At 59.7% G+C, this 13421-nt stretch carries 13 protein-coding genes; 6 read left to right on the top strand and 7 right to left on the bottom strand.

Annotated elements, in window-relative coordinates; genetic code table 11:
• Positions 1 to 2 precede the first annotated feature (2 nt).
• From WDZ78_RS03015 to WDZ78_RS03005, 3 genes are all read left to right on the top strand, one after another.
• Positions 3 to 1034 carry a peptidoglycan -binding protein gene (locus WDZ78_RS03015; RefSeq protein WP_020012230.1) on the top strand — a complete coding sequence of 344 codons (1032 nt, stop codon included), beginning with the start codon at positions 3 to 5 and terminating at the stop codon, positions 1032 to 1034.
• 16 nt (positions 1035 to 1050) lie between these two features.
• Positions 1051 to 1305, top strand: coding sequence for a hypothetical protein (locus tag WDZ78_RS03010; protein ID WP_425672280.1), 255 nt, complete (start codon positions 1051 to 1053; stop codon positions 1303 to 1305).
• 97 nt (positions 1306 to 1402) lie between these two features.
• Positions 1403 to 3049: an FAD-binding dehydrogenase gene (locus WDZ78_RS03005; protein ID WP_425672279.1), complete on the top strand. Its 1647-nt coding sequence runs from the start codon at positions 1403 to 1405 to the stop codon at positions 3047 to 3049.
• Between the two features lie 65 nt (positions 3050 to 3114).
• On the opposite strand, the gene WDZ78_RS03000 is transcribed toward WDZ78_RS03005, so the two are convergent.
• Positions 3115 to 4914 (bottom strand): ABC transporter transmembrane domain-containing protein, encoded by a 1800-nt coding sequence (locus tag WDZ78_RS03000; protein ID WP_425672278.1) that lies wholly within the window; start codon positions 4912 to 4914, stop codon positions 3115 to 3117.
• Between the two features lie 261 nt (positions 4915 to 5175).
• Here WDZ78_RS03000 and rpmE point away from each other — a divergent pair, with 261 nt between their 5' ends.
• Positions 5176 to 5397 carry a 50S ribosomal protein L31 gene (gene rpmE, locus WDZ78_RS02995; RefSeq protein ID WP_003506183.1) on the top strand — a complete coding sequence of 74 codons (222 nt, stop codon included), beginning with the start codon at positions 5176 to 5178 and terminating at the stop codon, positions 5395 to 5397.
• 154 nt (positions 5398 to 5551) lie between these two features.
• Here the strand turns inward: rpmE and WDZ78_RS02990 are convergent, their stop codons facing one another.
• From WDZ78_RS02990 to WDZ78_RS02980, 3 genes are all read right to left on the bottom strand, one after another.
• The gene (locus tag WDZ78_RS02990; RefSeq protein WP_003506184.1) at positions 5552 to 6067 is read right to left on the bottom strand and encodes a DUF1465 family protein; all 516 of its coding nucleotides are present in this window, start codon (positions 6065 to 6067) and stop codon (positions 5552 to 5554) included.
• Positions 6068 to 6470: 403 nt separating this feature from the next.
• On the bottom strand, positions 6471 to 6662 hold the full coding sequence (locus tag WDZ78_RS02985; protein WP_020012227.1) for a DUF1192 domain-containing protein: 192 nt from the start codon (positions 6660 to 6662) through the stop codon (positions 6471 to 6473).
• Positions 6659 to 7948, bottom strand: coding sequence for an MFS transporter (locus WDZ78_RS02980; protein ID WP_020012226.1), 1290 nt, complete (start codon positions 7946 to 7948; stop codon positions 6659 to 6661). The genes WDZ78_RS02985 and WDZ78_RS02980 overlap by 4 nt, the downstream gene beginning before the upstream one ends.
• A 136-nt stretch (positions 7949 to 8084) precedes the next feature.
• On the opposite strand from WDZ78_RS02980, the gene WDZ78_RS02975 reads away from it, so the two are divergent.
• Entirely contained in the window at positions 8085 to 8240 is a 156-nt protein-coding gene (locus tag WDZ78_RS02975; RefSeq protein WP_003506189.1) for a hypothetical protein, read from the top strand.
• A gap of 58 nt (positions 8241 to 8298) precedes the next feature.
• On the opposite strand, the gene WDZ78_RS02970 is transcribed toward WDZ78_RS02975, so the two are convergent.
• The 3 genes from WDZ78_RS02970 to WDZ78_RS02960 all read right to left on the bottom strand — a co-directional run bounded on the left by WDZ78_RS02970 (position 8299) and on the right by WDZ78_RS02960 (position 12651).
• Positions 8299 to 9324, bottom strand: coding sequence for a class I fructose-bisphosphate aldolase (locus tag WDZ78_RS02970; protein ID WP_003523197.1), 1026 nt, complete (start codon positions 9322 to 9324; stop codon positions 8299 to 8301).
• 191 nt (positions 9325 to 9515) lie between these two features.
• Positions 9516 to 10718 (bottom strand): phosphoglycerate kinase, encoded by a 1203-nt coding sequence (locus WDZ78_RS02965; RefSeq protein WP_425672277.1) that lies wholly within the window; start codon positions 10716 to 10718, stop codon positions 9516 to 9518.
• 67 nt (positions 10719 to 10785) lie between these two features.
• The gene (locus WDZ78_RS02960; RefSeq protein ID WP_425672276.1) at positions 10786 to 12651 is read right to left on the bottom strand and encodes a potassium/proton antiporter; all 1866 of its coding nucleotides are present in this window, start codon (positions 12649 to 12651) and stop codon (positions 10786 to 10788) included.
• A gap of 393 nt (positions 12652 to 13044) precedes the next feature.
• On the opposite strand from WDZ78_RS02960, the gene WDZ78_RS02955 reads away from it, so the two are divergent.
• A complete protein-coding gene (locus WDZ78_RS02955) occupies positions 13045 to 13314 on the top strand; it encodes a hypothetical protein (protein WP_020012223.1) in 270 nt (89 codons plus the stop codon).
• Positions 13315 to 13421: the final 107 nt, after the last annotated feature.

The following is a 13421-nucleotide window of genomic DNA, read 5'->3' as shown; positions in this document are numbered from 1 at the left end:
CCATGGCGCTTGCGCGCAACCGCCGCCGCGACAGGGGTGTGGATTATTGGCCGGGTTTCGTTGATGCGCTTTCGACGCTGCTGATGGCCATCATGTTTTTGCTGACGGTCTTCGTGTTGGCGCAATTCGTGCTGTCGCGCGAAATTACCGGCAAGGACGAGGTGCTGACACGCCTCAACAGCCAGATTGCCGAACTGACCGAACTTCTGGCCATGGAAAAAGGCAACAAGCAGGATATTGAGGACGCGCTGGCAAGCCTGCAATCGACGCTTGCGGCTTCAGAAAACGAGCGTTCCCGACTGCAGGCGCTCCTCGATGCGGGGTCGGGCAACAATGCCAGCGCCAATGCCCGGATTGGCAGCCTGACCGGCGAACTGGACGACCAGAGGCAGGCCAATTCCCGCGCCTCCGCGCAGATCGAATTGCTGAACCAGCAAATTGCGGCGCTGAGAGCGCAGATCGCTTCGGTGGAAGCCGCCCTGCAGGCGTCGGAAGCCAAGGATACCTCCTCTCAGGTCAAGATCGCCGATCTCGGCCGCCGCCTCAATGTCGCACTGGCGCAGCGGGTGCAGGAACTGAACCGCTATCGGTCCGATTTCTTCGGGCGGCTGCGTGAAATCCTGTCGGACCGCGAAAACATCCGCATCGTCGGCGACCGCTTCGTCTTCCAGTCCGAAGTGCTCTTCCCTTCCGGCGGCAATGAACTCAATCCGGAAGGGCAGGCGGAGATGGAGAAGCTGGCGGTCGCGCTGCTCGATCTCGCCAAGGAAATTCCGGCGGAGATCAACTGGGTCCTGCGCGTGGATGGCCACACGGATAATGTCCAGCTTTCCGGTTCCGGACGTTACCGGGACAATTGGGAACTATCCTCTGCCCGTGCCACCTCGGTGGTGAAATTCCTGATTTCCAAGGGCGTACCGGCAAACCGGCTGGTTGCCGCTGGTTTCGGCGAATATCAGCCGATTGCCGAAGGTGATACGCCGGAAGCGCGGCAGCAGAACCGCCGTATCGAACTCAAGCTCACCGAGCGCTAGCATTTATGGAGAATGCATGACGTTTCCACACGAGCCTTACGCCGTTGCTCAATTGGCAATGTCACAGTTGAAGTCGGCCATTTATCTCCTACTGAAGGAGGCTAAGAGCGTCGGAATGAAGAATTCTGAAATCGGTCGTGCGCTTGGAATTTACACGGGCCATATTGAGCACGAAGGCCATATTTCACGGACTTTGTTGTCGATTATGGAGGCAGAGGGCGTGGTAGAACAAAATAAAGAAACAAAGCTCTGGTCACTTAAAAAAATCTAGCTCACTCAAGAATTTTATCTCCCACATTCGGGGGGCTGCGATAAGTTTTGAATTTACGTTCGCGTAAAAGTAATTGCGTCATATCTGGGAGGGGCTGATGGAACGCTATGATGTGATCGTTGTCGGCGCGGGGCTTGCCGGGCTGGTGGCGGCAACCGAGGCTGCTGAGCGAGGTTTCAGCGTCTGTATCGTGGATCAGGAGGGCGAGCAGAACCTTGGCGGCCAGGCCTTCTGGTCGCTGGGCGGTCTGTTTTTCGTCGACAGTCCCGAACAGCGCCGGATGCGGGTGCGCGACAGTCTCGATCTTGCAAGGCAGGACTGGTTCGGCTCAGCCGGTTTCGACCGTCCGGAGGATTATTGGCCGCGCCGTTGGGCGGAGGCCTATCTCGATTTTGCCGCCGGTGAAAAACGCGAATGGCTGCACCGCATGGGCATGCGCTGGTTTCCCGTGGTCGGCTGGGCCGAGCGCGGCGGCAGCCTCGCTCATGGTCATGGCAATTCCGTTCCGCGTTTCCATGTCACGTGGGGCACGGGTCCGGGCGTACTCGCACCCTTCGTTAAAAAGGCGAAGGCCATGGCGGCAACCGGCCGGCTGACCTTCCGTTTTCGCCACCGGGTTGATCGTCTGGATATCACCGACGGCCGGGTGACCGGTATTTCAGGCGCTGTTCTTGCAGCCGACCCCGTGCAGCGCGGGCAGGAGAGCAGCCGGGAAGAGCAGGGCGATTTTACCTTCTCCACTGCGGCGGTCATCGTCAGTTCCGGCGGCATCGGCGGCAATCAGGACTTGGTGCGGCGCAACTGGCCGGTGGAACGTCTGGGCGAGCCTCCTGCCGGCATGGTCTGCGGTGTCCCCGCGCATGTGGACGGCCGCATGGTCGCCATTACGGAAACGGCCGGCGGGGCCGTCATCAATCGTGACCGCATGTGGCATTATACCGAGGGCGTGAAAAACCATGATCCGATCTGGCCGGGTCACGGTATCCGCATCCTGCCCGGTCCCTCGTCCTTCTGGTGCGATGCGGATGGAAACCGCCTCGCCGCCCCCGCCATGCCGGGTTTCGATACGCTCGGCACGCTAAAAATGCTGGGTGAACGCGGCAGCGGCCATAGCTGGTTCATTCTGACCAAGGCGATCATCAAGAAGGAATTTGCGCTTTCGGGCTCCGAGCAGAATCCTGATCTGACCGGCAAGGATATACCGCTGCTGCTCAAAAGGCTGGGCAAGGAGCCGCCGGGACCAGTGCGTGCCTTCATGGAGCGTGGCGAAGATTTCGCGGTTCGGGATACGCTCGAAGAACTCGTGGCGGCGATGAACGCCATCAGTGGTGATAACCGGCTGCATATAGACCATATCCGCCGGCAGATAGAGGCGCGCGACCGCGAAATCGATAACGGTTTCAGCAAGGATGCGCAGGTAACGGCCATCCATGGCGCGCGCCGTTATCTCGGCGACCGGCTGATGCGGACGGCAAAACCGCACCGGCTGCTCGACCCGGCGATGGGGCCGCTGATTGCCGTGCGGCTGCATGTGTTGACGCGCAAGACGCTTGGCGGCCTTCATACCGATCTTGACGCGCGGGTGCTGGATGCTGCCGGTGAGCCGGTGCCGGGCCTTTATGCCGCCGGCGAAGTGGCGGGTTTCGGCGGCGGCGGCATGCATGGCTACAACGCCCTGGAGGGCACATTTCTTGGCGGCTGTCTGTTTTCAGGCCGTATTGCCGGACGCAGCGTGCTGGCGTGAGTCGTTGAGAGCGGAATGGCGAAACGCCAGCGGTTTTGCCTGAAATTCCGCTCCGATTGCGTGAACTAAGCCTGGGCGCGCAATTCGTCCGGCCCGGTCTGAAATTGCAGCCGGGCAAGCCGCGCATAAAGGCCGTTCTGGCGAATGAGGCTCTGATGCGTGCCTTCCTCGATGATGCGGCCCTCATCCATCACCAGAATACGGTCGGCCTTCAGCACAGTGGCGAGGCGGTGAGCGATGACGATGGTGGTGCGGGTCTTCATCAGTTCGTCGAGCGCCTTTTGAACCAGCGTTTCGCTTTCCGCATCAAGCGCCGAGGTCGCTTCGTCGAGCAGCAGGATCGGCGCGTTGCGCAGGATGGCGCGGGCAATGGCGATGCGCTGGCGCTGGCCGCCGGAAAGCGTCACGCCGCGTTCGCCCACCTGGGTGTCATATCCATCGGTGAGACGTTCGATGAAGCTGTCGGCCTGTGCGGCGATGGCGGCGGCGCGCACCTCCTCGCGTGTCGCGTCAGGTCGGCCGAAGGCGATATTGTCGTGGATGGAAGAGGCGAATATCGCCACATCCTGCGGAACGATGGACAGGCGCGCGCGCAGATCGGCGAGGGTGACGTCGCGGATATCCGTGCCGTCGACGGTGATGCTGCCCTGCTGCGGATCGTAAAAGCGCATCAGCAGCGAAAAGACCGTGCTCTTGCCCGCACCTGAAGGCCCGACGATGGCGACGGTTTCGCCGGCGCTGACCTTGAAGGAGAGGCCGGAGACGATTGGCCGCCCTGTCGCGAGCGGATAGACAAAATCGACATTTTCGAATTCGGCTTCGCCGCGCGGCGGCTGCGGCATGGCGACGGGTGTTGTAGGTTCTGCGACGGGCGAGCGCTCGTTCAGCAATTCGGAAAGCCGTTCGGCTGCACCACCCGCCTGCGCCAGTTCCCCCCAGACTTCCGAGAGCTGGCCGAGACCGCTTGCGGCGATGACCGAATAAAGCACGAATTGACCGAGCGTGCCTGCCGTCATGCTGCCCGACAGGACGCTTTGCGCGCCATACCAGAGAATGCCGACGACGCTGCCGAAGACCAGCGCGATGGCGACGGCGGTGAGAATGGAGCGTGCGCCGATTGCCGCCCGAGCGCCCTGATAGGCGGCTTCCACGGAAGCGCCATAACGGGCATTTGCCAGCATCTCGGCGTTAAAGGACTGCACGGTGCGGCTCGCAGCGATCGTCTCGGAAGCATAGGCGGCGGAATTGGCCAATGTATCCTGCGTAGTGCGGGAGCGGGCGCGAACCGAGCGCCCGAAGGCGATCAAAGGAAAAACGATGAAGGGAATGGCAAGCAGTGCGAGGCCGGAAAGGCCGGGGCTGGTATAGATCATCATCGCCACGGCGCCACAGCACATGATGATGTTGCGCAAAGCCACGGAGGCGGACGATCCAAAAGCCGAGCGGATCTGCACCGTATCGGCGGTCAGTCGCGAGGTCAGTTCGCCGGATCTGTTGCTATCGAAAAACTGCTGCGACAGGGTGGTGAGATGGGCAAAGACATCGCGACGCAGATCGGCAACGACCCTTTCACCAATGGTCATGACGTAATAATAACGCATGGCGCTGGCGAGCGCGAGGACAACGGCAATCGCCAGAAGCACGGCGAAATAGCTATTGATCATGCCGCCATCCGGCGTCTGGAAACCGTGGTCGATGATGCGGCGAACGGCGAGCGGCAGGGCCAATGTCGTGGCGGAGGACAGCACAAGCGCGAAAAGGGCTGCCGCCATCAGGCCGCGATAACGGCTCAGATAGGGGAAGAGGCCAAGAAGCGGCTTCAGGCTTCTCTGTTTCGCAGCTTTCTGCTCGTCAATGTCTGCCACGTCCTCTATGCTCCTCGTTCAATGCCGTTTTTGGGCCTTTTGCGGATGAATTTCCGGCGTGCGGTAAAATTCCAGCCCCTGCGGCCATCTCCTTTCACAAGGGGATAGCAGGCTCTTGTTATCTGGGCGACCTTCATGTATAGGCTCCGCATCGAATTGGGAAGCCATAGCCCATCTGGTCTATGGCTTCATTTATTAAAATGGCTCAGTTGACGCAATTGCGGCAAATGGACCGCACGTCACTTAACCAGGAAGATTGTCATGAAGGCTGATATCCATCCCGCTTATCACACGATCAAGGTCGTCATGACCGATGGCACCGAATACGAAACCCGCTCTACCTGGGGTTCGGAAGGCGCAGTCATGAACCTTGAAATCGACCCCAAGTCCCATCCGGCATGGACGGGCGGCAACCAGCAGCTTATGGACCGCGGTGGTCGCGTTTCCAAGTTCAACAAGCGTTTCGGCGGCCTCGGCCTCTGATCCACTTGCGGACGGATCGTTTAAAAAAAGCCCGGTTTTACCGGGCTTTTTTGTTGTCTGATTTTCGCGGCTGTACATATGGGTGTAACGACCAAAACAAAAAAGCAGGCTTTTCAGCCTGCTTTTCAAATTGTCCGGATAAGGTCGTCTTTTCTCAGTTGATCGAGAAAGCCGTGCGCAGAAGGTTGAGCTGCGCCTGCACGCTGTTTTCATTGTCCGGCACCTTGGCGGCTTCGGACGGGCGATAGATTTCGCGGTCGAGCAGGGCGATGCGGTTCTGGAGGCGCAGCGACCGTTCGATGAGGTCGCGGAAGGATTCGGGCAGGTCGTTCCAGCCGGGCGCGTTACGGTCGACATTGAAGCTGTCGAGCCGCACCTTGTTCTTTTCGCTCAGAACCTGGTCGCGCGTCATCTCGCCATTGTTGACGGCGCGCTGCAGAAGCAGCCAGGAGGCCATCTGCATCAGGCGGGTGGTGAGGCGCATTGATTCCGCCGCATAGAGCACAGAGGCCATGCGCGGCAGCACCTTGGAGGCGGCGCGGCCGGCGCCATCGAGATAACTTGCCGTTTCCTCAACCAAGGTCATGCCTTCGGTATAGAGGGTCTTGAACTGGTTGGAAGCAGCCGCGCGACCCGCAAAGCTTATGGTATTTAAAACCTGTTCCGACATTTTCTTTAAATCCCTGCTCACGCACCACACTGTCAGGCAACGACGATCCGGATATTTTGTTCCGGCCTTTAGTGTTTTCAGGATGGTATCTTTACCTGAAATGCGCAAGGCAATTATTAAAGAAGGGTTAATACCCACAGTTTTACGGAATCCGGCGAGCGGCAAAAAAAGAGCCGCGAAAGCGGCTCTCAAGGTAAAACAGGGAGAAAAATCAGACCAATTCGCCGTATGGAGAAGATGCCTGAGGTCCAGAAGAACTGGACATGTATAGTAATCTCTCAGAAAGCTTAATTTTTGGTTAATGGTAAACGAAAGACTGCCCCGGATATTCACTTCCAGATACCGCCTGAGCCGCAGCTTTAGGCATTGGAAGTGCAGTCCCATGTCTATTCTCAAGTGCGCGTCAGGATCGGAAGAGATTCTCAGCCGCCTGCCTGCCGGCGGATTTCCGTGTCCTCTCCTCTTCCAGCCGGGTGATTTCGGCTTGCAGAAGATCGATACGGCTGCTCAGTTCGTCCACCGAAAGAAGGCTGAGATCGCCGCCGATCTCGTGCGCTACCGGCTTTTGCGGACGGTCATCGTCAAAGAGGCTCATATGCCTGCTCCTTTTTCCACATAGTCGCCATCGTCTGCGGGATATTGCTGCGCGCGCGGGTCAAGCGCAATACTCTCCGGCGTGACGAGCGGTGAGGGCGTCGTCGGCATCATGGTCGAGAAATTGTCTTTTTCCTCGGTTGAAAGTGCTGCGCGCTGGCGACTTCTGATGATGGCGTAGGCGGTGATGAGCAGATGCGCCACAGCCGTCACCAGAAACAGGGCATAGGGGCCAGAATGGGTCATGATCGCGCCGCCGAGTGTCGGGCCGATGATGGTGCCGATGCCGTAAAGCAAGAGCAGGCCGCCCGAGACCTTGACGAAGTCTTCCGAGGCGGCGAAGTCGTTGGCATGCGCCACGGCGATGGGATAAAGCGCGTTGGCGGCAGCGCCGTAAATGGCGATCATGAAAATCAGCACATAGACGTCATGCGGTTGCACCACCGCGACAGCGAGACCCGCGACCGCGCCAAGCCCGGCAAGTCCCGCCAGCACGTATCGGCGGTCTATCCGGTCTGAAAGCCTTCCCGCCGGAAATTGCGCCAGCGCACCGACGAAAATCGTGACCGAAACCATGATGGCGATCATGGTCGGGTCCAGACCTGCGCGCGCGCCGAAGACGGCGCCGAGCGTACCGTAAGCGCCGTTGGCAATGCCGATCATCAGGATGCCGACGAAGGAGACCGGCGAGTTGCGGTAAAGGGCCGGCAGATCCAGCTTCACCTTCTGCAACGGTTGCGGACTGGCCGCTTTCGAAAGCGTGGCCGGCAGAATGGCGATGCAATAGATGATGCCGCAGATCATGAACAGCGACGTATTGCTGATATCGCCCATTGGCACGATCATCTGCCCCGCCACGACGCCGAGCAGCGTGATGGCGATATAGAGCGAGAAGATCATGCCACGGCTTTCATTGGTGGCGCGCTCGTTCAGCCAGCTTTCAATGATCATCGAGGTGCCGGCCGTGCAGAAGCCGGTAAGCGCGCGCAGTGCAATCCACGACGTGTCGTCGATGATAAGGCCGGTCATCAGCACCGTCAGGCACACCAGCGCCACGAAGGAGCCGAATGCCCGCACATGCCCCGCACGGCGCACGATGGCAGGCGCGACAAAGCAGCCGACGACGAAGCCCGCCGCCCATGAAGTGCCCAGAAAGCCCAGAATTTCATTGGAGTAACCTTCCGCCGAACCACGAACGGGCAGGATGAGACCCTGAAGGCCGTTGCCGAGAAAAAGAAACAGAGTGCTGGATAAAAGAGCGAATACGGGTAGAAGATTTCTGCTCATGAAAACACTCTCATGCGTTCGGACGGACGGTCGGACAGGCCATAGACGGGCATTGCCCGAATGAGTTGCACTCTTCTGGTGAACGGTAAAAATGTCCAGCCTGTGACGATGCAGAAATAAAGAAAAGGCTCAATAAATGACGAAGGCGATCGGCCTTTTTTTACTGCTGGCCATGGCGATCCAGATCATCCGGCCGCTCGGCCTGCCGGGCCTGAAGAAAAGAGGCGATTGCTGGAAGATCGCGGTTGCCGCCTTTGTCATATGGTCGGCGACGCTGCTTCTGCGCCCTTAACGAAAAAGCCGCCCCTGAGGGCGGCTTTTATTTGACTAAATGCCTGCCGGCGAGGGCCTCAGGCTGCCTTTTCGAGTTCCTGCTTCCAGTTGCCCTTGGCGGCAAGGCTGTTCATCGCGGCGCGGTGCGTGAAGGCGCGCTGGCCGGCGGCGACATTTTCCTGCTTGCCGCCCCAGGTCTTGAGGGCTGTATCCTGAAGCGCGCGGCCGTAGGAATAGGTCAGCGACCAGGGCAGGTCGTAGCCGGCATTCATGGCGGAGAGATGCGCCGTCGCCTCTTCGGAGGACTGGCCGCCGGAAAGGAAGGCGATGCCCGGAACGGCTGATGGCACGGTCGCCTTCAGAACCTTTACAGTCTTTTCCGCTACTTCCTCGACGGAAGCCTTGCGGGCTTTCTTGCCGTCGATGATCATGTTCGGCTTGAGGATCATGCCTTCCAGGTTGACGCGGGCGTCGAACAGATCCGCGAATACGGTCTGGAGAACCCATTGCGTGACCTCCGCACAGCGGTCGATGTCGTGCGTGCCCGGTTCGCCGTCCATCAGCACTTCGGGTTCCACGATCGGCACGATGTCTGCCTGCTGGCAGAGAGCGGCGTAACGGGCGAGCGACTGGGAGTTTGCCTTGATAGAACCCCAGCTCGGGCGCTGTTCACCGATGGTGATGACGCCGCGCCACTTGGCGAAGCGGGCGCCGGCTTCATGATATTTGCGCAGGCGCTCGTAAAGACCGTCGAGGCCTTCGGTGATGAATTCGTGAGGGTGGAAAGCCATCGGCTTCGCGCCGATATCCACCTTGATGCCCGGCAGGCTGCCGGCTGCCTTGATGATATCAACGAAAGGCGTGCCGTCGGCGGCCTTCTGGAACAGGGTCTCTTCGTAGAGAATGACGCCGGAGATGTATTTCTTCATGGCGTCGTCGGAGCGGAACAGCATTTCGCGGTAGTCGCGGCGGGCGGTCTCGGTGGACTCCAGATTGATGCTGTCGAAACGCTTTTTGATCGTTCCTGTGGATTCGTCGGCTGCGAGCAGGCCCTTGCCGTCGGCAACCATTTTGATGGCGATGTCTTCGAGACGTTCGGTCATTTGCTATTCTCCCAAGGCACAATAAATTTCCGATAACAGAAGTTCCAGGGCAGGGAAATGGCACGCTAACTCATTGAAACGATTGAAATCATTTCAATCGTTTGAAACTTTTCCTCAAGGTGCCGCTTACCAAAAGACAAGGCCGGACAAGCATGGCTTGTCCGGCCTTGTGTCAGGCAAGTAGGGTAAGTTTACTTGGCGGCGGTCAGGATGGCAACGCCTGGCAATTCCTTGCCTTCCATCCATTCGAGGAAGGCGCCGCCTGCCGTCGAGATATAGGTGAAATCGTCCGAAACGCCGGCATGGTTGAGTGCCGCCACGGTATCACCGCCGCCGGCGACGGAGACGAGCTTGCCGGCCTTCGTGCATTCGGCTGCGTGTTTCGCGGCAGCCACAGTCGCTGCGTCGAAGGGCTCGATTTCGAAAGCGCCGAGCGGGCCGTTCCAGACCAGCGTTTCCGCACGTGAAATCCAGGCCTTGATGCTTTCAACCGATTTCGGGCCAACATCGAGAACCATGGCGTCGGCGGGAATGGCGTTGATGTCGACGGTTTCATTGGCCGCACCGGCCTTGAACTCGCGGGCGACCACGCCGTCTTCCGGCAGCACGATGGCGCAGCCGGATGTCGCCGCCTCGATCATGATCTGCTTTGCGGTCTCGGCCAGATCATGCTCGCAGAGCGATTTGCCAACATTTGTGCCGCGGGCGGCGAGGAAGGTGTTGGCCATGCCGCCGCCGATGACAAGGGCATCGACCTTCTTGACGAGGTTCATCAGGAGATCGATCTTGCTCGAAACCTTGGCGCCGCCGACGATGGCGACCACCGGACGGACCGGCTGGCCGAGGCCCTTTTCCAGCGCCTCAAGCTCGGCCTGCATGGTGCGCCCGGCATAAGCGGGCAGGTGGCGCGCAAGGCCTTCGGTGGAGGCGTGGGCGCGGTGGGCGGCGGAGAAGGCGTCGTTCACATAGACATCGCCGTTGGCCGCCAGAGCCTCGACGAAGGCGGGATCGTTCTTTTCTTCGCCCTTGTGGAAGCGGGTGTTTTCCAGAAGCAGGATATCGCCGTCGTTCAGTTTCGCGACGGCATCCGCCGCCGGTGCGCCGATGCAATCGGAGGCGAAGGAAACGGCGTGATCCAGCACTTCCTCGACGGCGGGCACGATCTGGGAAAGTGACATGTCGGCGACCGGTTCGCCCTTCGGACGGCCGAAATGAGCGAGCAGGATGACTTTCGCGCCCTTTGAGGACAGTTCCAGAATGGTCGGCGCAACACGTTCGATACGGGTTGCGTCCGTCACCTTGCCATCCGCGACCGGTACGTTGAGATCAACGCGGACGAGAACGCGCTTTCCGGCAATGTCGTTGAGGTCGTCGAGGGTCTTGAAAGCGGGCATAGGTCGATCCTGATTTGTTGCGAGTTCGGCACGGACCATACTATGCCTGATTGACGACGCAAGCCGGTCAGGCCTCATTTTCTCTCACTGTATTGGCCGGGGCGGAGGCGTTTTCTTCAACGCCGGCGGGGCGTGGCTGACGCTTCTGCGCCAGATAATCACGCACACGGTTGAGGATTTCCGAAAAGCTGATGAAGATCGGCAGGCTGGTGGCCGGTTCCACCGGTTCGAGCGAAATTCCGACGCCGGTGATTGCCTCATGCTCGTCCAGTGCGCGGACGATCAGAACGATGGAGCCGAGGCGCACACGGTCGGCATAATCGGCCTTTCCGGCAAGACGCGCCTCGATGAGTTCGGCGACGCTCATCACCTGTTCGGCGGGCGAAAGCAGGCCGGGACCATAGGCCGCGTCCAGCTCCTTCGCCGGGCGGGCGGGTGAGATCGCGAAGGTGCCGAAGAAATCGGCGTCGTCATCAGCAACCGGCAGGGCGCTGGCGAACAGCCGGTCGATCAGGCGGGAATAGCCGGGCGCGATGAAAAGATAAACAAGATCGTTTTCACGCAGCCGTCCGGCATATTGGTAGCGGATCGATTTGCCGTCGCGCACAACCAGCGAGGGCATGGCCCAGCGGGGAATACGTTCACCCTGCATGATGGCGCTGCCCTTGGCGACCCGGTAGGAAATCAGTTCATGATTGGCGGTGCCCGGAAGGTCCACCTCGAGCTTGTCCACCTCGCCCATGCGCGGCGGCACGATCAACCCCAGCCTTGTCGCCACCGGCTTGATGGTCCAGCCCTGCACCAGCAGCGACACTAGCACGATGATGAAGGCGGCGTTGAAATAGATCTGCGCATTATCAAGCCCGCCGAGAATGGGCATGATGGCGAGCAGGATGGAGACCGCGCCGCGCAAGCCCACCCAGGCCACGAAGGATGTTTCCTGCTGGGTATAGTTGAAGGGCATAAGGCTCAGCCACACCGCGAGCGGGCGTGCGACGAAAATCAGGAACAGCGCCAGCAGGACGGCGGGGATGGCGATCGCCGGAAATTGCGACGGTGTGGCGAGAAGGCCGAGCATCAGGAACATGATGATCTGGGCAAGCCAGGTCAGCCCTTCGTGGAAACGGCGGATGGTTTCCTTGGCGAAAATCCGGCGGTTGCCGGCGACTATGCCCGCCACATAGACCGCCAGAAAACCGCTGCCGCCAATGGTGCCGGTGAAGGAGAAGACGAGCAGCGCCAGCGCCAGCACGAAGATCGGCGCGAGCCCGCGGTCGGCGGCGAATCGATTGACGACGGTGGCGATCATGATCCCGCCGAGCAGGCCGAAAATCACGCCAAGGCCCATCTGCTCGATGAAAAGCAGCAGAAAGCCGCTGTCGATGCCAGCAAGCCCCTGACCTTTGGCGATGATTTCGACCAGGGCGATGGTGAGGAAGATCGCCATGGGATCGTTGGTGCCGGATTCGACTTCCAGCGTGGAGCGCACCTGATCGCGGATATGAATGCCGCCGATGCGCAGCAGGAAGAAAACGGCGGCCGCATCCGTGGAGGCGACGATGGCGCCAAGCAGCAGGCCCTCCAGCCAGGAAAGCCCGAGCAGCAGGGCGGCCGCGCCCGCGAAAAAGACGGATGTGAGAATGACGCCGACCGTGGCGAGAGCGACGGCGGGTGCTGCCGAAAGCCGGAAGGATTGTATCGACGTACCGAAACCGGAATCGAAAAGAATGACGGCAAGCACGAGCGAACCGAGCATATAGGCCAGTGGATTGTTGGTGAATTCAATGCCGAGGCCATCCACACCCGCCGCAAGGCCGATCATCAGGAAGAGTAACAGGAGAGGTGCGCCGAAGCGGAAGGCGATGAGGCTCGAAAACGCCGCGACGAGAACCAGAACAGTTGCGACCAGCAACAGAAGATAAAATGATTCCACGTCCACCGCCTCATTCAAACCGCCTTGACCGCCGCAATGAATGCTCTGCGCGTCTGCAGTCAATGCGCCACGGGTTGCGGTCTGTCAGCGCTGTTTCGGGTGGCGTTGAAAGGCGACGCAAGGCGGGGTGTATCGAATGATACGGCAGGGCCGAAGTGCATTGCGCACGACCGTTATCCCTGTGTCTCTTGTCCGTCTCAAAGTGGACCAGACAAAGGCAAGAAAAGGGAATTTTCTCGGCCTGCGGACGAAAAAATACATGGCGTGGATAGCGGCAGATACCCCCCCCCGCAGAAACAATTCATCTTCCGTCGTCTTGACGTAACATAGAGACAATGCAGCTGCGTTAGTTCTCTCGTCCGAATTGCTTTTCAACATTACCGGAGCGATCGGATGAAACGGATAAATATTACTGGAATTATTATAGTATTGGCGGCGGGCGCGATCGTTTCGGGTTGCTCCAGTACGGAACAGACGGCTGAAAACATGGCCGCGCAACGCGAGCGCTGCCGCTCCTTTGGTTACCCTGAAGGCTCGCGGGATGCTGCCGACTGCATGATGAAACTTTCCATGCAGCAAAGTGAGTTGAGGCAACAGACTTTCGATACGATCTGGAGCAATGCCGGCTCGCGGGACCCAATCATCATCAACAACAGAAGGTGACGGTTGCGCGCCGGCGCTGGCTGCGGGTTGGCCCGTCTTGCCCCAACGATGGTTTCGATCCGAAGCGCCCCGCCTTGCTTCCGGATCGATGCCGACGGGTTTCCTCG

The organism is Agrobacterium sp. M50-1, from assembly GCF_049843495.1.
Lineage (GTDB): Bacteria > Pseudomonadota > Alphaproteobacteria > Rhizobiales > Rhizobiaceae > Agrobacterium > Agrobacterium radiobacter.
This window is presented reverse-complemented; position numbering and strand designations above follow the sequence as displayed.

Bases quoted from the DNA above. Each gene is read 5' to 3' on its own strand.
- WDZ78_RS02990 (WP_003506184.1), bottom strand. From the start codon at position 6,067: ATGTCGGAACAGGTTTTAAATACCATAAGCTTTGCGGGTCGCGCGGCT.
- WDZ78_RS03010 (WP_425672280.1), top strand. From the start codon at position 1,051: ATGACGTTTCCACACGAGCCTTACGCCGTTGCTCAATTGGCAATGTCA.
- WDZ78_RS03005 (WP_425672279.1), top strand. From the start codon at position 1,403: ATGGAACGCTATGATGTGATCGTTGTCGGCGCGGGGCTTGCCGGGCTG.
- WDZ78_RS02980 (WP_020012226.1), bottom strand. From the start codon at position 7,948: ATGAGCAGAAATCTTCTACCCGTATTCGCTCTTTTATCCAGCACTCTG.
- rpmE (WP_003506183.1), top strand. From the start codon at position 5,176: ATGAAGGCTGATATCCATCCCGCTTATCACACGATCAAGGTCGTCATG.
- WDZ78_RS02965 (WP_425672277.1), bottom strand. From the start codon at position 10,718: ATGCCCGCTTTCAAGACCCTCGACGACCTCAACGACATTGCCGGAAAG.
- WDZ78_RS02975 (WP_003506189.1), top strand. From the start codon at position 8,085: ATGACGAAGGCGATCGGCCTTTTTTTACTGCTGGCCATGGCGATCCAG.
- WDZ78_RS02970 (WP_003523197.1), bottom strand. From the start codon at position 9,324: ATGACCGAACGTCTCGAAGACATCGCCATCAAAATGGTTGCCGACGGC.
- WDZ78_RS02985 (WP_020012227.1), bottom strand. From the start codon at position 6,662: ATGAGCCTCTTTGACGATGACCGTCCGCAAAAGCCGGTAGCGCACGAG.
- WDZ78_RS03015 (WP_020012230.1), top strand. From the start codon at position 3: ATGGCGCTTGCGCGCAACCGCCGCCGCGACAGGGGTGTGGATTATTGG.
- WDZ78_RS02955 (WP_020012223.1), top strand. From the start codon at position 13,045: ATGAAACGGATAAATATTACTGGAATTATTATAGTATTGGCGGCGGGC.